Genomic DNA, 23,632 nt, shown 5'->3' on the forward strand with positions numbered 1-23,632 from the left:
CGACACCCCCCACCTTCGTTACTTTCAGCCGCTGCGGGCGCCGACGCGCTCGTCGCCACCGCGGTCGTCCCGATGGTCTTGGCCCAGGGAGCGCTGCGTCCCCGGCCGAGGGAGCACACCGTCGGCGACCAGCGGGACACCGGCTTCCACGGATCAGCGAGAAGCACCGAGAAGTCCGCGGCGTCGCACCATCGGACACGCCGTCCGGCCCTCACCGACAGTCAGAAACCCACCCGGGACCGGAACACCGTGTGAAGGACCGTCGATTCGGCCTGTCGCCGGTGCGCACGGTGCGCTCCACAAGAGCAGCTGACGTGATCCTTGCGAGTGGACCGGCATGCTCCGGCGACCTCGGTCATCGACTGGCGCACGAGCCCACCGACCCGGCGGGCAATCCGGTCACTCCCAGTGCGTCCACGGCTTCAGCACCCGCACCGACGAAAGCCGGCGGACGCCTGCGTGGCCGCGATCAGTAGAAGCATCTCGAAGGAGAAGGAACCCACACTCATGAGTCGCACCAGGACCTCACTGCTCGCCGCCCTCGCGCTGCTCACCGGAAGCTCAGGGGCTGCGCTTCTCACGGCACCGGCCGGTGCCGCCACCGCCTCCGTACCCTGCACCGTGGACTACAAGGTGCAGAACCAGTGGGACACCGGTTTCACCGCCGCTGTCACCATCACCAACAGCGCGGCTGCCAAGTCGGGTTGGTCGGTGAAGTGGTCGTACGCCGGAAACCAGAAGATCACCAGCGGCTGGAACGCGAAGCTCAGTCAGAGCGGGACCGCCGTCACCGCCACCAACGAGGCCTACAACGGCACGCTCGCCACCGGCGGCTCGGTCAGCTTCGGCTTCCAGGGCACCTACAGCGGCACCAACGCCGTTCCGGCCACGTTCACCCTCGACGGTGTGACCTGCAACGTCGACGACGGAGGCGGCTCGGGCGGCGGAGGCGACAACGGCGGGGGCGGCGGTGGCAACGGCAGTCGTGTCGCCAACCCCTACGTCGGGGCCAAGGCCTATGTGAACCCCGAGTGGTCGGCCAAGGCCGCCGCCGAGCCGGGCGGCAGCCGCATCTCCAACCAGCCCACGGCCGTCTGGCTCGACCGGATCGCCGCGATCAACGGCGTCAACGGCGGCATGGGCCTGCGCGCCCACCTCGATGAGGCCCTGAAGCAGAAGGGCTCCGGCGAGCTCGTCATCCAGGTGGTCATCTACGACCTCCCGGGCCGTGACTGCGCCGCCCTCGCCTCCAACGGCGAGCTCAAGCCCGACGAGATCGACAAGTACAGGACCCAGTACATCGACCCCATCGCCTCGATCCTCTCCGACTCGAAGTACGCGTCCCTCAGGATCGCCACCATCATCGAACCCGACTCCCTGCCCAACCTGGTCACCAACGCCGGCGGCACCAACACCACCACCGACGCCTGCGTGACCATGAAGAACAACGGCAACTACGAGAAGGGCGTCTCCTACGCCCTGGACAAGCTCGGCGCCATCCCGAACGTCTACAACTACATCGACGCCGCACACCACGGCTGGCTCGGCTGGGACACCAACCTCGGCCCCGCTGTGCAGCAGTTCCACAAGGTCGCCACCACCAACGGCGCGAGCGTGAACGACGTGGCCGGGTTCATCGTCAACACCGCCAACTACAGTCCGACCAAGGAGCCGTACCTGAAGATCACCGACACGGTCAACGGGCAGACCGTGCGTCAGTCGAAGTGGCTGGACTGGAACCAGTACGCGGACGAGCAGTCGTTCGCCCAGGCGATGCGGGACAAGCTCGTCGCGGCCGGCTTCGACTCCGGCATCGGCATGCTCATCGACACCTCCCGCAACGGCTGGGGCGGCACCGCCCGGCCCGCCGGCCCGGGACCGATGACCTCCGTGGACGACTACGTCAACGGCAGCCGTATCGACCGGCGCATCCATGCCGGCAACTGGTGCAACCAGAGTGGAGCCGGCCTCGGCGAACGACCCACCGCGGCACCGGCCGCCGGGATCGACGCCTACGTGTGGGTGAAGCCGCCGGGGGAGTCCGACGGCTCCAGCGCCGCCATCCCCAACGACGAGGGCAAGGGCTTCGACCGCATGTGCGACCCGACCTACGGCGGCAACCCCCGCAACGGCAACAACCCCACGGGGTCACTGCCGAACGCGCCGGTGGCCGGGCACTGGTTCTCCGCCCAGTTCCGGCAGCTGATGCAGAACGCCTACCCGCCGCTTCCGTAACCCCTTGACGCGGTGATCGTCCGCCGGGGTCGGTCGGCCCTCCCTGAGAGGCAGGCCTCGGCGGATCGCGTTCTGTACCGGCAGCGCGGCTTCTTCGAGGTTTTCCCGAACCGGTCCAGTCAGCAACGTTCGTGCTGAACGGCAAGAAGCCGTACCTCGGGCATGCTCAGGTTCTCGATGCCTCCCTCGTCACGGGACGTGCGCGCCGTGGGCGTCGTGGTGCTGTGCCCGTCGGCGCGCGGTTCCTGCTCGAAGGCTGCTGCGGGTATCAGCCCTGGTTGCCTGTGGGCCCGATGCTGCGCAACAGCCGCTCTCCGGACTCGCGGAGCTGGTCCTTGACCTCGTCGAGTCGCGACACGAGCAGGGCGTGATCTCGTTTGCGCCAGGTGCCGGCGACCATCACGGCTTCGATGTTGGCGATGTCGGCGTGCAGGGCCGTGGCGACCGGGTCGTGTGCCGGCCACAGGTTGAGGGCCCGGGCGTCGACGGCGACCAGGTCGGCCTGCATGCCCACCTCGATCCGGCCCACCCGGTCGGCGAGGCCCAGGGCCTTCGCTCCTTCCACCGTGGCCCAGGCCAGTGCCTGCTTGGCGCTGACCGAAGCAGTGTTGGCGTGCATGCCGGTCGTCTGTCGGTGCTGGGCGTGGTCCAGGCTGCGCTGGTGGGCCAGGGCGATGCGGGCGGCCGTGAGGAGCTTGCCGGGTACGGCGGTGTCGATGTCGGTACCCAGGGAAGGCGCCGCGTCCAGGCGCAGCAGGGACCCGGTGATGGGTGTGCCGTGTCCTTGGCCCAGTTCGTTCTCCGGGGTGCTGGTGAAGGTGACGCCTGCTTCGACGAGCGTCTTGATCCAGTCGTCGGGCAGGTCGACCCCGTGCACGATGTTGGTCAGGGGGCTGAACAGCCCGGCGGCGCGCACGGCTTCCCAGCCGGGGGAGGGTTCTCCGCCGCTTTGGTGCATCGAGACGACGAGGCCGCGTTCCGCGCCGGCTCGGAAATCGGCCACCGCGGTGTCGGGCGAGGAGTACTGCGGCCCCTGCAGTGCCATGCCCAGGGTGAGGAGGGCGCGGTCGCGGACGGAGCCGTCGAGCAGCCGGTCGATCTCGGTGAGGGGGTGGGGAGTGTCCGGCGACCGGTAGGCCGTGCCGTGCAGGAAGACGGCGCGGATCCCGGCGTGGGCCAAGCCCTCGACGGCGGCGTCGGCATGTTCGGGCGAGAGGGCGTTGTGGCACCAGTCGCCGAGGGTCGTCGTTCCGCAGTTGAGCTGGTTCAGTGCGCCGGCGAGGTTGCTGATGTGCATGTCGGCCGGGGTGTAGTGCCCGACGCACTCGCCGTGGAGGTGGGTCAGGTACTCCATCAGCGTCCAGTCGGCGCCCACGGAGCGCAGCGCGGTCTGCCAGGTGTGCAGGTGGGCGTTGACCAGGCCGGGGATGAGGATGCGGCCGGAGAAGTCGACGACTTCGGCGTCGGGCGCCTCGATGTTCTCGTCCACGGCGGCGATGCGGTCGCCGTCGACGAGGATGTCGAGGTGCTCGGCGTCCGGCCGGCCCGGCGTCATCGTGATGACTCGCGCTCCGCGCAGCAGTGTGCGGCTCATGCGGTGGCCCCCGAACCGGAGGAGGGGTGGCTCTGCTGGGGCATGGTGCGGCTCCTTGCCTGCGGGGTCATCGCCCGGACGGCGGTTTGTGTGGTGCTGAGGAAGTCCCGGGTGGCGATGTGCCCGATGTAGCCGTCGGGACGGATCAGCAGCAGCGTGTCGCCGGTCAGGCCGTAGGCACGCCGCAGTGTGTTCCCGGGGTCGGAGAAGGTGAGGCCGTGGGTGGCGGGCGGGCCGACGGTGAGCCGTTTCAGCTGGGCGCCCGCGGTCGGCCAGGCAAGCTGTTCGAGGGTTCGGGCGGCACCGGGGCCGTAGGCGAGGGCGGTGAAGTCCGGCCCGCGGAGGACCTCGAACAGCCGGGTCTCGGCGCCGTCGGCACCGAGCAGTCGGGCGTCCGGGGCGCGGTCACCCACGCGCAGTGTCCCGGTGCGCATGCCGTCGGCGGGGGCGAGCGGGCCACCGTAGTAGGTCAGGGTGAGCTGCTGCTCGTCCTTGCCCCGCTTCATGCTCGACGGGTCGAGCTTGGCGATGCCGCCCCACTTGTCCGTGGACAGACCCAGGACCCCGGCGGCGATCGGCTGCCGCTCGGCCTCGTAGGTGTCCAGCAGCGCCGGGTCCGCCCCGGCGAGGACCTGGCCGAGCTTCCAGCCGAGGTTGTAGCCGTCCTGCATGCCGGTGTTCAGGCCCTGGGCGCCGGCCGGGGTGTGGACATGCGCGGCGTCACCGGCGAGGAAGACCCGCCCTCGGCCGTAATTCTCCGCCAGGCGGATGTTGGGCCGGAACACCGACGTCCAGTGGATGTCGTGCAACCGGATGCCCCGGTTGCGGGTGTGCTGGTGGATCCGCTGGACGATGTCGTCCTTCTTGGCAGGCGGTTCCTCGTCCGGCGTGAGACGGATCATCCACTGGAACATGTCGCTGTGGGGGAGCGGGCAGGCGCCGATGAACCTGCCGCCCCGGCCGGGCCACATGTGCCACCGGTTGCGGGCCAGACCGGTCACCGAGGCGTCGACGATGAGCATCCGGTCGCTCTCGTCCGTGGTGCCGACGAAACCGATGCCGAGCTGCTTGCGCACCACACTGGAACCACCGTCGGCGCCCACGACGTACCGGGCGACGATCTCCTCCGTGCCGTCCGGGCCCGCCACCTTCGCGACCGCCGTGTCCTCGTCCTGCGTCAGCTCGGTCAGTTCCCTGCCGAACTCGATCTCATGGCCGAGCTCGCTGAGCCGGGCGTGCAGTGCGCGGTCCGTGCGGAACTGCGGGATCAGCCAGGTGTTCGGGTAGGGAACGTCCGGAGTCGCCTCCCTGTGGGTGAACATCTTCCACGGCACGGCCAGGGGGCCGGCATGGATCCCGAGCTTGGGGTACGTGCTGCCGCCTGCCAGCACGTCGGGCAGGGCACCGAGGTCTTCGAGGACTTCGAGGCTGCGGGGCTGGACGCCCTTGGCGCGGGAGCCGTCGAAGGCATGGGGAGACCTGTCGACGATCCGTACGTCGAGTCCCCGGCGTACGAGGTCGATCGCCAGGGCAGATCCCGAAGGCCCCGCACCGACGACCAGTACGTCGATGACCTGCGGGTCGTTCATGAGTCGAGCCTTTCGGCGCGTGCGGCCACGAACGGGACGATCTGATCGGCGACGTGGCGCGGACGTTCGAACGGGGCCATGTGACCGCATTGTGGAATCACGTGATGCTCCTGGGGCTTCAGGAGGGCACGAGCCGCGGAGAGGTGGGTCAGGGGCGTGACGTTGTCCTCGTCGCCCCACAGGAGCAGTGTGGGAATGCCCAGTGCGCCCGTCTGCCGGAAGAGGTCGTCACGGCCGGAGAGCGGCAGGTGCTGCAGTGTGTCGAAGACCGCATACAGTGACCCCTCGAAGCGGAAGGCTTCGAGGACCATGTCCGTCAGTTTCGCCCCGAGTTCGGGGTCGCGGACGTTGTGCCCGAGGTGTCCCTGGAGTATCTGGCGGCCGCGCATCCGGGCCACGACACCGGCCAACAGATCGTTGCGCAGTAGCCGGTGGGGGTCAGTCGGTCGCGGTTCTGCGAGACCGGCGGGCCCGACGATCGTGAGGGTGGACACCCGTGCTGGGTGCTGGGCGGCGTAGGTCATGGCGACGAGGGCTCCCATGGAGGTGCCGACGATGTGCAGTGGCTTCGTCGTCAGACCCAGGCGTTCGGCCAGTTCGGCCAGTTGCCGCGCGAGGAGGGTCTCGTCGTATCGCGCCCGCACCCGGTCCGAGTAGCCGCGGCCGTACGCGCTGCAGGTCAGGGTGCGCAGCCCGCGGGCGTGCAGCTCGGTGACCAGGCCGTCCCAGTAGAAGAGCGGGATGGTCAGGCCGCCCGCCATCACGACCAGCTCCCCGTCCTCGGGGCCTTTCAGTTCGTAGTGCGTGAGGCCGTCGGAGAGTTCGATGAAACTGCCGCGCAGGGCTTGCCGCGATTCGGTGGTGAGCCGTCGGTCCTCGCCGGAGGCGACGAAGTACTTCATGAATCGGGTCTCCTTGACCTCAGTGCGTGGGGGTGTCGGTGGAGGAGAGGAGGAACTTCGCGATCGCGTCCGCGACCCACTGCGGTTCCTCTTCGGGCAGCAGGTGACCGCCATGGGGGTGCACCATCTCCCTGGCTCCGGGGATGTCGCGGCTGAAGTGCTGGCCGTCGATGCTCGCGCTGCGCAGGACGAGCGTGGGCGTCGTGATGCGGGGGATCCGCGCGCTGCGGTCGGGCTGGTCGGTGTTGCAGAAGTCGACGAAGGCCGAGCGGTTCCCGGGCCGGTTCATGAGCTGGTGGGCACGGTCCACCATGGCGTCGTCCACGATCGTCGAGTGCGGGCCGACGCTCGAACGCAGGTTGCGCTCGATGGCGCCGCGCGGCATCACGCGCCGCAACACGGGCCGTAGCAGCGGGTTGCGGGTCAGGCGCATGCCCGCCGGGATCTCCTTCTCCGGGTACCCCGTGGCGTTGACCAGCACCAGGCCGGTCAGCCGCTCCGGATGGTCCAGGGCGAGGTTCCAGGCGATGTTGCCGCCCAGCGAGTTGCCGGCCACCGCATAGCGAGGCACCTCCAGCGCCTCCAGGAAGGCCGCCACCGTCGCCGTGTAGGTCGGGATGCGGTAGTCGCGGTCCTTGCGAGGGCCGGTCAGGCCGAACCCCGGCAGGTCGGGGCGGATGACGTCGAACGACTCCGACAGCAGGGCCGCCGCACGGTCGAAGTGCTGAAGCGACGAAGCGCTGCCGTGCAGCAGAACGAGTGCCGGGCCGTGCCCGGCGCGTTTGTAGTGGATCCGCGATCCACCCACCGCGACGAACCGGGAATCGGGCTGCGGCTCAGACCAGGTGCTCATAATGGATACACTGTTACCGATAAGGCGGGCGTGTCAAGTGCAGGCCCCCCCCGGAAGTCACGGCCTGGCGGCCTGAGGTGTCGAGCACGTGCTGCGGTAGCGCGCGCCTCGCCCCGGGCGCGCGGCCGGAGTCGCATGGGAGTTTGATCCGGGGGTGGCCTCGGGCTGCCTCGGCCGGCGGTCAACCAGCGTGTTCGGCGGCTTGAGGCCGCAGCCGGGCGGCAGCTGTCGCCCGGCTGCGCCGGGCGGTCGATGCCGTCTTCGGGTTCCTATGGCGATGGCGCAGAGAACCCGGGCCGGGCCCTTGGCGAGCTGGACCAGTCGGGCACGAACAAGTCGTCGTTCACCAGGGCCCGGCAGTAGCTCGGGGTCGCACCATGCGGGTCAGCCCCATCGGGGTTTCGGCAGGCTGGGTGGTGAGGGTGTCTGATCGTTGACGCGACCTCGATTACGTCACCGCTGACCTCGCCGCAGGCCGCACCCTCGGCCTGCGGGTCACGGTGGTCGACCGGGAGCCGCCCCTGCACCGGGTGCTCGGGCCGGTGCTCGCCGAGGTGATCGCGGCTGCCGCGTGTGCGTACGGAGTGGTGCTCAGGACGGTGCCCGGCGGCGTCCGGCTGGTCGGATCCCACACGCTGGAGGGCGTCGACGCCGACGGTGACGTTCTCACAGCCGACGGGATCGTGTCGGCGGTCGGGGACGTACCCGCTGTCGACTGGCTCACCGGTTCCGGCCCGACGCTCGACGGCGGTGTGGTCACCGACTCCCGCGGCCGCGTCGCGGACGGCATCGTCGCGGCCGGGGATGCGGCGGTGGTCCGAGGGGCTTGCCGCCGTCCGCACTGGACCAACGCGGTGGAACAGGCGCGGGTGGCGGCGGCCGCCCTGCTGGGGGAGGACGTGGCCGGGGCGGCGCTTCCCTCGTACTTCTGGACCAACCAGTTCGGCGTCGACGTGAAGGTCGCCGGCGAACCGGCCGGACTCGGTGAACCGGATCAGGTCGATGCCGACGGCAGCTCGATGCTTCTGCGCTGGTCGGGCGGCGCGGCAGCGACCGTGAACCACACGATGCCGGTCCGCAAACTCCGTCAGCTCGCCTCCGCCCCGTGACAGGTCGCGAGGGGCGGCCGCCCGCGCTGTATCCGCACTGCGGACAACATCACCAACAGAGACACGGCGTTGAATCTAAACGCCCACTGAGACGCGCAGTTGGTGCATACGGAGCGCGAGTTGGACGTCAAGGGCCTCAGGCCCCCGCCAACCGTCGCCGAGTACGGAGTCGATGCGGTCCAGCCGCTTGAGCAGCGTGTTGAGATGGACTCGGAGGGCCCGTGCGGTCTGAGCCAGGCTTCCACGGTTCGCGAAGTAGGTCACAGCAGTGGTGACGAGGTCGGTTGAGCGCTGAGCGTCGTAGGTGAGGAGGGGACCTAGCGTGGCTGAGATGAAGCGGTCCAGTTCGTTGATGCGGTCGGGGGCGAAGAGGAGCGAGTAGAGCGCATAGTCACTTGTCGTCGCGCCGTGGTCGGTCTTGCCCAGAGCGAGTGCGAGGTCGAGGCACCGGCTCGCCGTCGCGAATGCGCGGGCCCAGTCGCGGTCCTGAACGTGTTCGCCTATGAGATTGACGTCGCGGTCGAGCTGCCGGCGTATGGCACGGTGTCCGTCGGCGACAGCCTCATCGGCGTTCTCGGCATGCAGGAGCATCGTGGCCCGGCCGAGGTATTCACCGGCCAGGCCCGCGTGGTTCTGCGCGTATGCGTGGAGCTGGCGTGACAGCTCAACAGTGGCCACCGTCGTGGAGTCGGCGACCACGAGGAGATTGAGCGCGTCGACATCGATGCCGCGGGCGCGGGTACGTGCCCGCTGCGCTGCGCTGACATGGGGGCTGTTGACCAGCAGCTCTGTCATCAGCTCACCGCTGAGCCGCTCGGCCGCGTCGGCGACCGCGTTCTCCTTGAGGATCATCAGAGCGACGATGTGTGTGGCTCTCTCGAGCATGCGCAGGTCAGCCGGGCTCGGGCTGGCAGGCTGACTCCACACGAGGGCCCCGAGGTAGCTGTCTCCGGCCTGGACGACGGCGACACTGTGCGTGGTGGCGGATGCGTCCTGCCGGGTCATGCAGCGTCCCGTGCGACGCGCGCCCTCAAGGGCTTGCTCGATGCCGGGCCACGCCGGACTGTCGCTGTCATGGAGCGTCTGGTCGACGCCCGCGCTCGCCAACAGCGCGTTGTCGCGACCGAGAAAGATCACCGATCCACCCATCTGATCGGCCAGGTGGCGTGCGACGTCCTTCGGTCCGCCGCCGGTGAGGACGACATCGGTGAGCGCCTCGTGAACGGCTTGCGAGCGTTCGATTGTGGCAACGTGCTCTTCGATGACGCGGTAGGCCGCCTGCAGTTTCTCGAGGGCGGTGCGGCTTTCGTCGTACAGACGAGCATTGTCGAGTGCGATCGCGGCGTGATCTGCGAATGCGCTGAAGAGCGCAATCTCCTCCGAGCTGAACGACCTCTCCGAGCGGTCGGCGGCGAACAGGGCACCGACCGCCCGGCCGCGGACGAGCAAGGGCACCCCGAGCAGCGCGACCAGGCCTTCTCGTGCGACGAGTTCGTCGAATTCGTGGACGTGATTGAGTTCGTCGGCGACGAGGTAGTTGCTGACCCAGATCGGCTTGCGCCGCTCGATCACCTGCCCGCCGAGTCCGGTGCCCGGAGGAATGCCGGCGGCAAGGAAGTCAGCGGAGATGGTGCCTTCCGAGGCGCGCACCGACAGTGCGTTGTCAGGGCCGAGCAGGGACAGGTACGTGAAATCCGTGCCGATGAGTCCGTGAGCGTGGCGCACGATCGACCGCAGCACGTCATCGAGCTCCCCCAGCGCAGTGAGCGACCTGGCAGTCGCATAGAGCGACGAGAGCTCACGCTTGCGCCGGAGGTGATAGGCCTGCGAGCTCTCGTCGGCGGGAAAGGGCGACGCCGTCGACGTCATCTCCCTCACATCCTCCCGTCACACCACCGTCACCGAGTGGTGTGGGAAACATGCACCGCGTGGCGCATAGGAGTGGATTTTTCATACCTCTTCTACCGAAGGAACTGTACCTAATGTGACACACGGCTGAACACATCGAGGTGCCCACCAGGAGACACAGTGAAGCGTGCAACGCGCCTGGCCACAGGCGGAAAGACCACCCTCGGAAAGACCGGCCGCCGGCGGACGAACAAGATCGCTCTGGCCGGATCTCTGGTTGCCATGGCGACACTGGCCGCCGGTTGCGCCGGCTCATCGCCGACAGCCGCCGGATCGTCGGGCAGCACCACGGGGAACGGCGGCAGCGCCGCGGGGAAGACCGTCCACTTCATCGGCTACGGCAACACCAACCAGTGGGGTGCGTACTTCAACAGCGTCTTCGAGAAGAGACTCAAGGCCGCCGACGTCAAGCTCAAGGACCTGACCACCATGGACGCGGGTACAGCGGTCCAGAACTTCAACCAGGCGATCGCGGACAAGCCCGACCTCATCGTGACCGCACTGCTCGACACGAAGTCGATGGCGGTTCCGATCGCCAAGGCGAAGCAGGCCGGTGTGCCGGTGCTGGTCTTCGACGGCCGCCCCGATCCGAAGGTCGACGGTGACGTGCTTCAGGTCGTGAGCGACAACGTCGCACTCGGCAAGGCCGCTGCCGAGAACATCATCGAGGGCCTCAAGGCACAAGGGCGCGAGTCCGGCAACGTGGTCGTCATCACCGGCACCGCTTCCTCGCTGGTGACCCAGGACCGTATGAAGGGCTTCAACGCCGAGATGGCGACCGCTCCCGGCTACAAGGTGATCGAGACCCAGGACGGCAACTGGGACCCCAAGCTCTCGGGCCAGATCGCGACCCAGCTGCTGGCGAAGCACAGCTGCGACAAGATCCAGGCTGCCTACGGCATGGCGGACTACATGGCACTCCCGATCATCGCCTCGGCCCAGCAGGCGGGCTGCAAGGTCGGTGGGAAGAACGGCCTGATCGTCACCAGCAGCAACTGCTTCAAGGCCGGCATCGACGCGATCAAGCAGGGCACCCTCTACGGCACGGCGACCGAGGACCCCGGCACGATCGCGAACCAGACGGCGGCCTACGTCCTGGAGTACCTCAGCGGCCAGAACCCTCCGCGGAAGCAGACCGTCAAGGAGGAGCGGATCACCGCAGCCAACGTCGACCAGTACGCCGCACAGTGCAGCCACGCATGAGCACCCGGCCTTACCACTCCCCGGCCGGCCCTCCCCTGGTGAGCCTCACCGGCCTGCGCAAGACCTACGGCGACACGGTGGCCGTGCACGGCGCCGACCTCATGCTTCGGGCAGGTGAGGTCCACGCCCTGTGCGGGCACAACGGCGCAGGCAAGAGCACGGTCGTCAAGATGCTCTCGGGACAGGAGAGCCCTGACGCCGGCACCATCAGCATCGCAGGCGAGGTCGTCGCGCTGCGCAACCGGGGCAGCGCCCAGCTGGCGGGCATTGCGCTGGTTGACCAGGAGCTCAGCGTCGTTCCGGCCCTGACAGTGGCCGAGAACCTCTTTCTCGGCGATCGCAGCGCCGGGTGGGTTCACCGGCCCCGGCAGGAGCGAGCTCGCGCTCGCGACATGCTCGACGAGATGGGGCTCGCGCACGTGCACCCCGACCAGCCACTCGGTTCGCTGGGGCTCGGCGAGCGACAACTGGTCGAAATCGCCAGGGCCATGGGCCAGCGTGCCCGCGTGGTCATCCTCGACGAGCCGACCGCGACGCTGAGCGATGTCGAGAGTGAGCGGGTCTATGCCGCCGTACGCCGCGTAGCCGCCACCGGCTGCTCCGTGCTCTTCGTCTCCCACCGGCTCGGCGAGGTGCTCCAGCTGTGCGACCGGGTGACGGTCATGCGCGACGGCCGCGTCGTGACCGTGGCCGACACAGCGGAGCTCACCGTCCAGAGCCTGATCAGGCACATCCTCGGCGAGACGCCGGAGAGCAGTCTCAAGCGGCCGGCGAACGTCGGCGAGGTGGCTCTGCAGCTCCACGCGATCTCCGTGCCCGGACGGTTCGAGAGTCTGTCCCTCGACGCTCATGCCGGGACTGTCTACGCCCTGGCAGGCCAAGTGGGCTCAGGGGCTTCCGAGGTGTTGCGCGGCATAGCCGGTCTTGAGCCGGCGATGCGCGGGCGCGTCAGCGTCAAAGGACGGTATCTGACCGTCGGCGATCCCGTTGCCGCATCGAGTGGCGGCATCGCGTTCGCCTCCAACGACCGCAAGTCCGAGGGCCTGTTCCTGCGACGCCCGGTCGGCACGAACCTCATGGCCACGAGGATCCCGGCCTTCACCCGAGCCGGCGTGGTCCGTAGCCGTGCGTGGCGGACATGCGAGCGCCGCCTTGCGGCGTCCTGCGGACTGCGGGAGCGCCTGGGGGTCGCGGTCGGTGACCTCAGCGGTGGCAACCAGCAGAAGGTCTTCGTCGCACGGGCGCTGGGACGCCCGGACGTGAAGGTGCTGCTCCTGGACGAACCCACCCGCGGCGTGGACGTGGGCGGGCGGGCGGCCATCCACCGGCTCGTCCGCCAAGCCGCGGCCGATGGGATGACGGTCCTGTTCGCGTCCACCGAGCTCGACGAGCTCGTCGAGCTCGCCGACGTCGTCGTCACGTTCCACAAGGGCGAGGTCGTCGCCCGGCACGACAGTGTGACCTCCGGGGACGCGCTGCTCTTCGAGATGACTCACGGTACCGCCGTGCACGAGGCGGGAGGCGCCCGGTGAACACTGTGCAGACACCCCTGGACACCGCGGCCACGGCCGGCGGTGGCACCCGGCGCGCGGTCGCCTGGAGCGATGCGGTCGCCGCCCTCGCTCTCGTCGCCCTGCTGGTACTCGGCGCGGCGACGGACCGCTTCTACACCTTCGACAACCTACGCGCGGTCCTCACCTCCGCCAGCCTCGTCGGCATCGCCGCTCTCGGGCTGACCCTCATCGTGATCGCCGGGACGTCGGTCTCCCTCGCGATCTCCGAGACCGCCTCGGTGTGCGCCATGGTGTTCCTCGCGACCCAGTCGTGGGGTCTGGTTGCCGCACTGCTGGCCACGCTCGCCGCCGGCGCGGCGATCACCGCGCTGCAAGGCCTGGCAGTCGGATACGGCGAGGCCAACCCCATCGTCCTGAGCATCGCTGCCGGCTTCGCTCTGGTCGGCGTGGCGACCTGGGTCACCGGAGGAACCTCGGTCGCTCCTCAGGGCGCCGGTTACATCCACCTCAATGCGACGCCGGGCGGCATCGCGCTGAGTGTCTACGTACTCGTGGCCTTCACCATCCTGCTCGAGCTCCTGCTCCGCCGGTCAGGCTTCGGCAGGACCCTCTATCTCACGGGTGAGAACCGGCGCGCGGCCACTGCGGCCGGCCTTGCCGTCGGACGCACCATCACCATCGCCTGGCTTCTGGCCGGCGCCCTGTTCGCGGTAGCGGCCTCCTTCAGCGGCGCTTTCAACACCACCGCGAACATCAACCTCGGAGGCACCCTGACGTTCGACGCGATCGCCGCTGTCCTCGTCGGTGGGACCCCGATCGCCGGAGGAAGCGGCTCAGCAGCTCGCACACTGTGCGGAGCCGTGCTGATCGCCGCCCTCTCCGACCTCCTCCTGCTGCGCGGCTACAGCACCGGGGCACAGGTCCTGGTCAAGGGACTGATCGTGCTCGCCATCGTGGTCGTGGTCCACCTCCGGTCCCGCAAAGGAGCCCGATGATGTCCCAAACCCGTTTCGTCCGGGCCTTCCTGAGCAGACCTCAGCGCCTGCTGCCGACCAGCGCACTGGGCATCGCCCTGCTGGCCTACCTGGCACTGCCCCTCTACTCGGGCGAGCCGCTGGTGGCCTTCGACACCTTCAACGCACTGCAGTTCTTCGCCCGCCTCGCCCCACTGGTGCTGGGCCTGGGGCTCACGATGTTCGCCGGAGAGTTCGACCTCTCGATCGTCGGTACCTACGCCCTGGGTGGCATGCTCGCGGTGCAGTACGGCGGCGCCCACTGGGTCACCGGCATAGCTGTCGCCCTCACGGCCGGCGCGGTGATCGGCGCTGTCCAAGGCACTGTCGTCGCCCGGTTCAACATCCCCTCGATGCCGGTCACCCTGGGGACCTACATCGCACTCCTGGGCCTGACCAAGGCGATCTCCGGCGGGCTGAGCAAGACCTACGACAACATCTCGGTGACCCTGTGGGTCGACAGGCAGATCGCCGTGATCCTTTCGCCCCGAAGCCTGCTCGTGCTCGCTGCCTTCGCGGTCGTCGGCCTGATCCTCGGCTGCTCACGCTGGGGACGGGAAATCCGCGCCATCGGATCGGACCGCCGCGCCAGCCGGGTCTCCGGGGTACGCGCCGACCGCCTGCTCATCGGACTGTTCGCCACCTCGGGTGTGCTTGCCGCGGCCTCCGGCGCCCTGCTCAACTTCAGCCTGGGCGCGGCCAACCCCGATCCTGGAACACAACCGCTGATCCTTGCCGTTGTCGGCGCGCTGCTCGGCGGTGTCTCACTGGCCGGCGGACGCGGCAGCGTCGCCGGCCTCCTGGCCGGGGCACTGACGGTGTCCCTGCTCGCCCAGATCGTCACCGCGGCCGGCCTGCCGGACTACCTGGCGCAGCTCTTCTACGCCGCATTGCTGCTCCTCATCGTCGCCGTCGAAGCGCCGGGTCTACGCCGGGCCTGGACCCGATCCTCCGTCAGGCTGCTTTCACGCCACCCAGCGGACCTCGCCAGGGCGACCGAGTCGAGAAAGGTCGCATCATGACCACACTCACCCGGCTCTATACGGGCTTCCGCTTCCCCGAAGGAGGCCGCTGGCATGACGGCCGGCTCTGGTTCTCCGACATGCACACCGGAGAGATCTTCCGTGCCGACCCGGACGGCGACCAGCCACCGGAAGTCGTCACCCGCATCGACGACCAGCCCTCCGGCCTCGGCTGGCTGGCCGACGGAGCACTGCTGATCAGCTCGATGCTGCGCCGGGTCGTGCTCAAGGACGACCTGAACGGCAGTCAGCGTGTGTACGCCGATCTGTCCGCCATGACGGACGCACCCATCAACGACATGGTCGTCGACGAGTCCGGCACCGCCTACCTCGGAGGTTTCGGCTACGACCTGTACGCCGGTGCGCCGCAGACAACCGGCCCCATCTTCGCGATCCCACCCACGGGGGAGGCGCGCGTGGCGGAATCCGACATGGTCTTCCCCAACGGCTCAGTGATCCTCCCCGGCACCAGGACCCTCGTGGTGGCCGAGACCTGGGCAGCACGCCTGACCGCCTTCGACATCGACGAAGACGGCAATCTGAGCGGGAAACGTCTGTGGGCACCGCTGCCCGCGGGCTCCACGCCCGACGGCCTGTGCGTCGATGTCGAGGGCGGCGTGTGGGTCTCGTGCATCGTGAACGGCCGCTTCCTCCGCGTCCTGGCCGGCGGCGAGGTCACCGATGTCGTCGACGTGCCAGGCCGTTGTGCGGCTGACTGCGTACTCGGTGGCCACGACGGGCGCAGCCTCTATCTGCTCACCTCCAACAGCTGGCAGCCCGCGGACACCGAGGAGCGGCAGGGCCGGATCGAGACCGTCCGCGTCGACGTCCCCGGCCGGCAGTAGCCCTCGTATCCCTGATCACCGTCCAGATGTCCATCCATCCGTGCCGTGTTTCGGGAGTAACCCCGTTGACCGAAAGAGATACCCATGCCTGACCAGTCCCGCGTCGCGATCGTGACCGGAGCCGCCCGCGGCATCGGTGCAGCCGTTGCCCGACGCCTCGCCGGAGACGGCCACCGCGTAGCTGTGGTCGACCTCGATGCCGCCTCCTGCGCACCGGTTGTCGACGCCATCGTCGCCGCCGGCGGTTCCGCCATCGGGCTGGGAGCCGACGTCAGCGAGGAGGCGGCTGTCAACTCGGCGGTCGAGGAGTGTGCGGAGCGGCTCGGTGCACCCACGATCCTGATCAACAACGCCGGCATCACTCGCGACAACCTCTTGTTCAAGATGACCACCGCGGACTGGGACAGCGTGATGAGTGTCCACCTCCGTGGAAGCTTCCTGATGAGCCGGGCGGTACAGCGCTGGATGGTCCAGGAGCGGTGGGGACGGATCGTTTCCATGTCGAGCACCTCGGCCCTCGGCAATCGCGGTCAGGCCAACTACGCGGCGGCGAAGGCCGGTCTGCAGGGCTTCACCAAGACCCTCGCCATTGAGCTAGGGCCCTTCGGGATCACCGTCAACGCGGTCGCCCCCGGATTCATCGCCACCGACATGCTCGAGGCCACCGCAGCACGCATGGGCAAGTCCTACGACGAACTGCTAGCCGAGTTCGCCGCCGACATCCCGGTCGGCCGCACGGGCACGGTCGAGGACATCGCCGCAGCAGTGTCCTTCTTCGTGAGGGACGAGGCATCCTTCACCACCGGTCAGATTCTCTATGTCGCGGGTGGTCCCCGATGCTGACCCCGGACGACATCATCGGCCTCAGCGACGTGATGACGGGACTCATGCAGCCGCGCCCACTGACCATCGCACACATCCTGGAGCGCGCCGAGCTCCTCTACTCCCACAAGCTCGTCGCCAGTGCCGGCACCGAGCAGCTGACCTACGCCGATGTCACCGACCATGCTCGGCGCCTCGCCACCGTGCTGGAACAGCTTGAAGTGCCCCGCGGCGCCCGGGTCGGGACCTTCGCCAGCAACAACCGGCGCCATCTCGAGCTCTATCTCGGCGTGCCGGCCACCAAGCGGGTCCTGCACACCATCAACATCCGGCTCAGCCCCGAGCACGTCGAGTTCATCGTCAACCATGCCGAGGACGACGTGATCTTCGTCGACCGGGCGCTCCTGCCACGGATCTGGCCCAGCGCCGAACGGATGCCGAGAGTGCGGCACTGGGTCGTGCTCCCGGACGGCAGCGATGTCGCGATTCCCTCAGACCCGCGCGTCTGTGACTATGACGAGCTGATCTCCGGTGCTGCTGCCTTCTCGGGCTCGTTCGAGCAGGCCTTCACGCTCGCTGACGAGCACCTTGCCTCAGGCCTGTGCTACACCTCCGGTACCACCGGACCGCCCAAGGGCGTTCTCTACAGCCACCGTTCGACGGTCCTGCACTGCCTGGGCACCCTCGCGGCGGGCTTCATCGGCCTGAGTGAGAACGATGTCGTCATGCCGATCGTGCCGATGTTCCACGCCAACGCCTGGGGTCTGCCCTACGGCGCGATGATGGCCGGAGCCTCGCTCGTGCTGCCGGGACCGTCAGCGGAACCCGGGCATCTGCTCCAGCTCATGGAGACCGAACGCGTCAGCGTCGCCGCGGCGGTGCCCACCGTATGGACCAGCCTGACTCCTGAGCTCTCGGCTCACGACCTGAGCGCCGTGCGGTTCCTCCTGGGCGGCGGCTCGGCGGTCCCGGACTCGCTGTCGGAGGCGTATCGCACTGCCGTCGGCGTGCCCATCACACACTCATGGGGGATGACCGAGGTCAGCCCCGTCGGCGCCGTCGGCGGCACTCGCAGCCAGCACCGACAGCTCGGCGCCGAGGAACAGACCGCTGTGCGTGCCGCCCAGGGCCAGCCGCTCCCGCTGGTGAGCATGCGGCTCCTGGACGTCGAGACGGGCAGGAAGCTGCCCCGTGACGGCCACGCCGTCGGTGAGCTGCAGGTCGCCGGGCCCTGGGTGGCAGATGGCTACTTCCGTGTCGAGGCAGACGACAGCTTCACCGAAGACGGGTGGCTGCGCACAGGCGACCTGGCCACCATCGATGCCGACGGCTACCTCCGGCTCGTGGACCGGATGAAGGATCTGATCAAGTCCGGAGGCGAATGGATCTCCTCGGTCGAACTCGAGACTGCCATCGCCTCCCACCCGGACGTCGTCGAAGTCGCTGTGATCGCCCGACCGGACCCGCGCTGGACCGAGAGACCTGTCGCCTACGTCTCCCTGTCCGAGGGCAGCACCACCAGCGCTGAGGACCTGCTGCAGCACATCTCTCCCATGGTGGCGAAGTGGTGGCTGCCCGACGAGTTCGTCTTCATGACCACCCTGCCGAAAACCGGCACAGGCAAGCTGTCGAAGACGGCCCTTCGAGCCTCGACCCGCATCACATGAGCCGGATCCGTCACCGGAAAGGAGGCGCCATGCAGGACGAGCGGATCGTCATCCTCAACGGCGCACGCACACCCATCGGAAGTTTCGGCGGCGCCCTGAGCCCAGTCCCCGCCCACGAACTCGGAGCAACGGCCGCTCGCGAGGCGCTGCGTCGCAGCGGCGTCGATCCCGCCGAGATCGACGAGGTCGTCATGGGCTGCGTCGGCCAGGTCGGCGCCGACACCTTCAACGCCCGCCGCGTCGCCATGGCCGCCGGCCTGCCCACCCACGTGCCGGCGTACACGGTCAATCGACTGTGCGGCTCGGGCTTGCAGGCAGTGTGGTCGGCCGCGATGCAGTTGCGCTGCGGCGACGCCGAGATCGCGCTCGCGGGCGGGGACGAGTCGATGTCGCGCATGCCGTTCTACGACTTCGGCGCCCGCAGCGGCTACAGGCTGAGCCACCGCGAGCTCACCGACGGCACGCTCATGATGCTCACTGACCCCTTTCACGACATCCCCATGGGAATCACCGCCGAGAACGTCGCCGAGAAGTACCACGTGTCCCGGCAGGAGCAGGACGAGTTCGCCGTCGAGTCGCAGCGTCGATGCGCCTCCGCCTCGGCGAGCGGCATCTTCGCCGACGAGATCGTTCCGGTCGAGATCGCGGGCCGGAGGACACGGGTCGTCGACCAGGACGAGCACCCCAGGCCCGGAACGTCTCTCGAGACCCTGCAAACGCTCCGTCCGGCCTTCCGCGTCGGCGGCACCGTCACTGCGGGCAATTCTTCAGGCATCAACGACGGTGCCGCCGCGCTGGTCGTCGCCCGCGAATCCGCGGCGATCACCCGCGGCCTACGCCCCTTGGTCGCACTGGAAGCCGTCGCGACTGCGGCACTGGAACCCGAAATGATGGGCTACGCGCCTGTACTGGCGCTGCGCAAGCTGTTCGAGAAAACCGGCACAGCACCCTCCGACATCGACGTATTCGAGGTCAACGAGGCCTTCGCAGCGCAAGCTGTCGCCTGCATCCGCGACGCGAAGCTCGACCCCGGACGAGTCAACCCCCACGGCGGTGCGATCGCGCTCGGCCATCCGGTCGGCGCCACCGGTGCGATCTTGACCTTGCGGATCACGCAGGATCTGGTTCGCCGCGACCTCGAGCTCGGCGTCGTCACCCTGTGCATCGGTGGCGGGCAAGCCCTTGCCGCTATGTTCCGCCGGTTGTAACAAACCGGCACACCACGCCAGGAGGTGGCCCATCATGAATGCTTCGGCCGAACAGCGAAGGCCCCCCATTACCGTCGAACACGTCTTCATGCTGCTGCACACGCCCGAGGCCTTTCGATCCATGCGCCACCGCGCGCGCACGTTCCTCGAAGCGGAGGACCTGCCGGAGGACACCGCCCACGACGCGCTCCTGGTGATTTCCGAACTCACCACGAACGCCCTCCGCCACGCGCTGCCGCCCGCCTACCTCCGCTTGTCCGTGCCGGTCGCCGATGGGTGCCGAACGGTGCGGATCGAGGTCACCGACTCGGGTCTGGCCGATCGTCCTCGCCGGTCCTTGGGCCACAAGGACCCCGAGGAACACGGGCGCGGCCTGGAAATCGTCAACGCTCTTTCCACGCGGTGCGGCAGCCGCGTCCACCGCAGTTGGAGCGTCCGGTGGGCCGAGCTGACCGCACCGCTGGACTCGCCCGCTGCAAAGGCTCCTTCCGGTCCGATCGCAGGGGTCAAGCCACGGCTGTTGCTCCTGGAGGGACACGCTTCCGGTCATGGCTGCTCGAAGATCGTCACCTCGCGGCAATACAGAACGAACGAGTGGGACGGGTCGTAGAAGCGACCCCTTTCCGCCGATGGCTCGCGCAGCGACCGCTCGTACGCCGGGAAGTGGGTCAGGGCCTCGTCCGCGGAGTTGTAGTACAGGGCGGTGACCGCCTCGTACCCATGCTGATCCTGACCGCCGAAGTGGCGCAGACCCTGCTCGGCTCCCGGTACCTGCACGTGGTGGACGTGCGCGCGTACCGCCTTGGTGTGTGGCTCGTCCCGGGAGAGGGCGACCTCGTGGGCGCCAAGCGACCGTCCGGTGAAGCCGTCCAGGCTCACGCCGTCCGCCCTGCTCAGGAAGTGCAGCACCTTGACCCGTCCGTCGGCCTCGGACGGCGGTGGCGGGGTGACTGCCACGGGCCGGGCCAACAGGGCCAGGGCCGAGGGCATGTCGTTGAAGTGTGCGCCGTCTGGGCCGATTACCTCGCGCGTGTACGGGTCGGACATCGTGGCGGCCAACGCGTCCTTGTCGTGGAACTGCAGTTCGGTGACGGCGTCCCGGCCGAACTCGGTCAGGTGCGCCGCGTCGCCCTCGGTACCGAAGGACGCGTCGAAGACGTGGTTCTGGACGTATCGCCGAACCCCGAGAGGCTTCGCGGCGGCCAGAGGGCCGTGCACATGGTGGAGGTAGCGCACGAACGCCTGGTGCGTCATGCCCGGCTTGCGGCGGACGGCGGCGATCAGGGTCAGCATCCTGTGGCTCCGTGGGGTCGGGGTGCGGCGCTGGATCAGCCCGCGATCTGCTGGACCGGCGCGGGGGCGGTCCCCGCACGGTGGCGCCGTGCGGCGAGGCCGAGTGCGGCGCTCGCGACGACCCCGGAGAGAGCCAGTACGCCCATGGATTTCGCGGTGGAGCCGACGACGGAGGTCAGCGCGAGCACAACCAGCGGGCACAAGAACTGACCGAGGAAGAAGGACCCCGTCCACAGGCCGATGCCACGACCGCGGTCGGCGAACTCCAGCTTGGACATGGCGAGGGTGAGCAGGCTCGGCAGCATGATGCCGCCACCGAAGCAGTTGATCACGGCGCCGATGGTCAGCAAGACGGGGTTGGGAGCGAGCCAGACGACGGCGAAGCCGGCGGCGCACAGGCCGAAGGCGGTGGGAAGCCAGGCTTGCGGGGTGCGGCCGGTCTTGGTGAAAACGACGGAGCCGACCACGATCGCGGCACTGGTGATGGCGGCGGCCAGTCCAATCATGCTGGTCCCGGTCACGCCCATGTCGTCCAGAAGGAACGCCATTTCCACCTGGAGGGTGTAGAACAGGACGGCGCCGAAGACCGTCAGCGCGCAGGTGCCGACCAGCGGACGCCAAGGGAAGGGCCGCCTGCCCATGGGGCCGGAGACAGTGGGGGAGAGTGCCTTGGCGCGGTCGTCGGGTCGAGGCTGGGGCAGGAAGGCGGCCATGGCGGGGGCGAGCAGCAGGCTCACGGCGTAGGCCCAGAACGGTGCGCGCCAGCCGGCCGACCCGGCCGTGCCGCCCACGATGAGGAAGGCCGTCGCGGAGATCGCGGCGCACATCGTCTGCATCGCAAGGTAGCGGTCGCGTTGCCGGCCGGTGTAGTAGTCGCCGATCAGTGTCGTGCAGCACGTCATGATCGCGGCTTCGGTGACGCCCACGAGAGCGCGACTGGCGACGATGGCGCCGAGGGAGTCCAGCCACAGGGGCGCGGTGCCGAACAACGCGTATACCACCGTCGAGACGATGAGCAGCCGCTTGCGGCCGAGCCGGTCGACGACGACGCCGGCGAACGGGGCCAGCAGGGCCAGCGACAGAGCGGGGATCGTCAGGGCCATGGGGACGAGTGCGTCGACCCCCGCCACGTGGGCGAAGTGATCGTGCATTTTCGGCAGGACCGGGGCGATGAGCACGGCCCCCAGGATGGGCAGACAGGCACCGGCCATCAGCAGCGTGAGGCGAAGCCGGTGTCCGGGACCGGACACGACCTGCTCGGACGGGATGTCCGCCTCCGCCGTGGACGGCGGAGGCGGGAGCGGGGGCACGGGTGCAGGCATGAGGGATCTCCACGTGGCGTGTCGGGAGGGGACGGGATGGTTCGGCCGCGGTGGCCGGGCCGCCCGGCACCCGTGGCAGGCTCGCGACAGCGGTGCCGATGACCGCCGGACGTCGCGGCGGGCCGTCCCGCCGCGACGTCCGGCGTGCTCCCGGCAGCGGCTGACGGTGCGGCTCCGACGTCGGGTTGAGACGACTATCGGGCAACGGGCAGGGCCTGCCTAGCCCTCGTCCGATCGAGATCGTTGATGCGGATCATCCAGTTCCTGGATGCCGGGCACGTGGGGGGACCCGCCTTCCGGCAATACTCCGGCGACGGGGCCGGGCCCTGGTCCGGAGGTGTCCCGGTGCCGGCCAGGCAACGGCTGTCGAGGACTGCCGTCGTCGTGCGGACGAGCGGTCACCGCCGCCTACGGCACACTGCCGTCGAGGCCCCGTCGGACGGCCCGGACAGCAGCCCGTCACCGCTCGCCGGACAGGGCCGAACCCGGCACCTCCTCCAACCCGGGTGCTCCCGGCCCGGGCAGGCGCGTGAGCGCGAGACGCAGGAACGCCTGCGCGGCGGGTGAGGCCGGAGCAGGGTCGCGATGAGCGAGGGCCAGCGGCTGGAGCGCCTGCGGGTCGTCGAGGCGCAGGACGCAGTCGGCGTGGTCGCCCGGGATGATGGCGTCGGCCACCGGTCGGGGCACGATGGTCACCCCGATGCCCTCCAACGCCAGTGAGGCGAGGTCTCCCGCGCTGCGCAACGCGCAGACACTGCGGCGGCGGGCGCGCGCCCGGTCGAACGCGGCGTCCACCTGCATGCGTAGTCCGGTGTCCGGACTGCATTCGAGGAAGCGCTCGTCGGACAGTTCGCCCAGATCCATGACGCCGGTTCCGCGCAGCCGGTGCCTGCGGCCCACGACGGCCACGAGCGGCGCCAGACTCAGCAGGTGGTACGCGATGCCCTGGGGCAACTGGTGTTCGTGCAGGGCGGTCACGGCGACTTCGAGCTTGCCGGTCAGGAGCTGCGTGGTGGCTTCCACACCGTCCGCGTCGGAGACGATCACCTCAACCGCGGGGTATGCCTCCTGATACTCCCTCAGCAGGCCGAGATGGTCGATCTTCCCGGCCGTGAGCGTCAGCGAACCGATGCGCAACCGTCCTCGCACAGGCCCGTCGAGCGAGGCGATCTCGGCCTGCATCTCCTGGACCGCGTGGAGCACCCGCCGCGCGCAGGCGACGAAGGTCTGGCCGGCCTGGGTCACGCGGACGCTGCGGCTCGTCCGCTCGAAAAGCCGGGCACCGACCTCCCGCTCGAGCTGGGTGATCTGGTGGCTGAGTCCGGACTGCCCGATGCGGCAGCGCGCCGCGGCCCGGGTGAAGTTGAGCTCGTCGGCGATGGCCACCGCGTACTCCATCTGCCGCAGATCCATCGCATTCTCCGATCATTTCATGCGTGTTTCAGTGTTGGACGCCGAAGACGTCCCGAGGACATGATGGTCAGCACCAGCCGATCGGCTCGGTTTCACCAAGATTCCACTGCGCCCCTTCTC

19 protein-coding genes are annotated in these 23,632 nt (G+C 68.9%); 11 read left to right on the forward strand and 8 right to left on the reverse strand.

What is annotated here, in order from left to right; translation table 11 throughout:
* Window positions 1-507 precede the first annotated feature (507 nt).
* A complete protein-coding gene (locus ACSUPV_RS37770; RefSeq protein WP_436949525.1) occupies window positions 508-2,235 on the forward strand; it encodes a glycoside hydrolase family 6 protein in 1,728 nt (575 codons plus the stop codon).
* A gap of 268 nt (window positions 2,236-2,503) precedes the next feature.
* Here the strand turns inward: ACSUPV_RS37770 and ACSUPV_RS37775 are convergent, their stop codons facing one another.
* The 4 genes from ACSUPV_RS37775 to ACSUPV_RS37790 are packed head-to-tail and all read right to left on the reverse strand — an operon-like array spanning window position 2,504 to window position 7,173.
* Entirely contained in the window at window positions 2,504-3,829 is a 1,326-nt protein-coding gene (locus ACSUPV_RS37775; RefSeq protein WP_436949526.1) for an amidohydrolase family protein, read from the reverse strand.
* Window positions 3,826-5,418, reverse strand: a complete 1,593-nt coding sequence (locus ACSUPV_RS37780; protein ID WP_436949527.1) for an FAD-dependent oxidoreductase — start codon at window positions 5,416-5,418, stop codon at window positions 3,826-3,828. Before ACSUPV_RS37780 ends, ACSUPV_RS37775 begins: the two co-directional genes overlap by 4 nt.
* The gene (locus ACSUPV_RS37785) at window positions 5,415-6,320 is read right to left on the reverse strand and encodes an alpha/beta fold hydrolase (protein ID WP_436949528.1); all 906 of its coding nucleotides are present in this window, start codon (window positions 6,318-6,320) and stop codon (window positions 5,415-5,417) included. The genes ACSUPV_RS37780 and ACSUPV_RS37785 overlap by 4 nt, the downstream gene beginning before the upstream one ends.
* Window positions 6,321-6,339: 19 nt before the next feature.
* Window positions 6,340-7,173, reverse strand: coding sequence for an alpha/beta fold hydrolase (locus ACSUPV_RS37790; protein ID WP_436949529.1), 834 nt, complete (start codon window positions 7,171-7,173; stop codon window positions 6,340-6,342).
* A 500-nt stretch (window positions 7,174-7,673) separates the two neighbouring features.
* Between ACSUPV_RS37790 and ACSUPV_RS37795 the strand changes: the two genes are divergently transcribed.
* Window positions 7,674-8,282 (forward strand): FAD-dependent oxidoreductase, encoded by a 609-nt coding sequence (locus ACSUPV_RS37795; RefSeq protein WP_436949530.1) that lies wholly within the window; start codon window positions 7,674-7,676, stop codon window positions 8,280-8,282.
* A 75-nt stretch (window positions 8,283-8,357) separates the two neighbouring features.
* Here ACSUPV_RS37795 and ACSUPV_RS37800 read toward each other — a convergent pair whose 3' ends face one another.
* Window positions 8,358-10,151: a helix-turn-helix domain-containing protein gene (locus ACSUPV_RS37800; RefSeq protein ID WP_359785218.1), complete on the reverse strand. Its 1,794-nt coding sequence runs from the start codon at window positions 10,149-10,151 to the stop codon at window positions 8,358-8,360.
* A 159-nt stretch (window positions 10,152-10,310) separates the two neighbouring features.
* Here ACSUPV_RS37800 and ACSUPV_RS37805 point away from each other — a divergent pair, with 159 nt between their 5' ends.
* The 9 genes from ACSUPV_RS37805 to ACSUPV_RS37845 all read left to right on the forward strand — a co-directional run bounded on the left by ACSUPV_RS37805 (window position 10,311) and on the right by ACSUPV_RS37845 (window position 20,094).
* Window positions 10,311-11,393 carry a sugar ABC transporter substrate-binding protein gene (locus ACSUPV_RS37805; RefSeq protein WP_359785215.1) on the forward strand — a complete coding sequence of 361 codons (1,083 nt, stop codon included), beginning with the start codon at window positions 10,311-10,313 and terminating at the stop codon, window positions 11,391-11,393.
* A 38-nt stretch (window positions 11,394-11,431) separates the two neighbouring features.
* Window positions 11,432-12,925 carry a sugar ABC transporter ATP-binding protein gene (locus ACSUPV_RS37810; protein ID WP_436949531.1) on the forward strand — a complete coding sequence of 498 codons (1,494 nt, stop codon included), beginning with the start codon at window positions 11,432-11,434 and terminating at the stop codon, window positions 12,923-12,925.
* Complete coding sequence (locus tag ACSUPV_RS37815) at window positions 12,922-13,902, forward strand: ABC transporter permease (RefSeq protein WP_436949532.1); 981 nt, start codon at window positions 12,922-12,924, stop codon at window positions 13,900-13,902. Before ACSUPV_RS37810 ends, ACSUPV_RS37815 begins: the two co-directional genes overlap by 4 nt.
* On the forward strand, window positions 13,902-14,942 hold the full coding sequence (locus ACSUPV_RS37820; RefSeq protein WP_436949533.1) for an ABC transporter permease: 1,041 nt from the start codon (window positions 13,902-13,904) through the stop codon (window positions 14,940-14,942). Before ACSUPV_RS37815 ends, ACSUPV_RS37820 begins: the two co-directional genes overlap by 1 nt.
* Window positions 14,939-15,787, forward strand: coding sequence for an SMP-30/gluconolactonase/LRE family protein (locus ACSUPV_RS37825; RefSeq protein WP_436949534.1), 849 nt, complete (start codon window positions 14,939-14,941; stop codon window positions 15,785-15,787). The genes ACSUPV_RS37820 and ACSUPV_RS37825 overlap by 4 nt, the downstream gene beginning before the upstream one ends.
* An 84-nt stretch (window positions 15,788-15,871) precedes the next feature.
* On the forward strand, window positions 15,872-16,630 hold the full coding sequence (fabG, locus tag ACSUPV_RS37830; protein WP_359785200.1) for a 3-oxoacyl-ACP reductase FabG: 759 nt from the start codon (window positions 15,872-15,874) through the stop codon (window positions 16,628-16,630).
* Window positions 16,624-18,276, forward strand: a complete 1,653-nt coding sequence (locus ACSUPV_RS37835) for a long-chain fatty acid--CoA ligase (protein WP_436949535.1) — start codon at window positions 16,624-16,626, stop codon at window positions 18,274-18,276. The genes fabG and ACSUPV_RS37835 overlap by 7 nt, the downstream gene beginning before the upstream one ends.
* A gap of 29 nt (window positions 18,277-18,305) precedes the next feature.
* Window positions 18,306-19,484 (forward strand): thiolase family protein, encoded by a 1,179-nt coding sequence (locus ACSUPV_RS37840; protein WP_436949536.1) that lies wholly within the window; start codon window positions 18,306-18,308, stop codon window positions 19,482-19,484.
* 34 nt (window positions 19,485-19,518) lie between these two features.
* Entirely contained in the window at window positions 19,519-20,094 is a 576-nt protein-coding gene (locus ACSUPV_RS37845; RefSeq protein ID WP_436949537.1) for an ATP-binding protein, read from the forward strand.
* Here the strand turns inward: ACSUPV_RS37845 and ACSUPV_RS37850 are convergent.
* From ACSUPV_RS37850 to ACSUPV_RS37860, 3 genes are all read right to left on the reverse strand, one after another.
* On the reverse strand, window positions 20,031-20,777 hold the full coding sequence (locus ACSUPV_RS37850) for an EthD domain-containing protein (protein ID WP_436949538.1): 747 nt from the start codon (window positions 20,775-20,777) through the stop codon (window positions 20,031-20,033). The two genes, ACSUPV_RS37845 and ACSUPV_RS37850, sit on opposite strands and share 64 nt — an antisense overlap.
* A 35-nt stretch (window positions 20,778-20,812) precedes the next feature.
* Window positions 20,813-22,099 (reverse strand): MFS transporter, encoded by a 1,287-nt coding sequence (locus ACSUPV_RS37855; protein WP_436949539.1) that lies wholly within the window; start codon window positions 22,097-22,099, stop codon window positions 20,813-20,815.
* Window positions 22,100-22,558: 459 nt separating this feature from the next.
* Window positions 22,559-23,512 (reverse strand): LysR family transcriptional regulator, encoded by a 954-nt coding sequence (locus ACSUPV_RS37860; protein WP_359785182.1) that lies wholly within the window; start codon window positions 23,510-23,512, stop codon window positions 22,559-22,561.
* Window positions 23,513-23,632: the final 120 nt, after the last annotated feature.

This window comes from Streptomyces sp. SudanB52_2052 (assembly GCF_964272415.1).
Lineage (GTDB): Bacteria > Actinomycetota > Actinomycetes > Streptomycetales > Streptomycetaceae > Streptomyces > Streptomyces olindensis.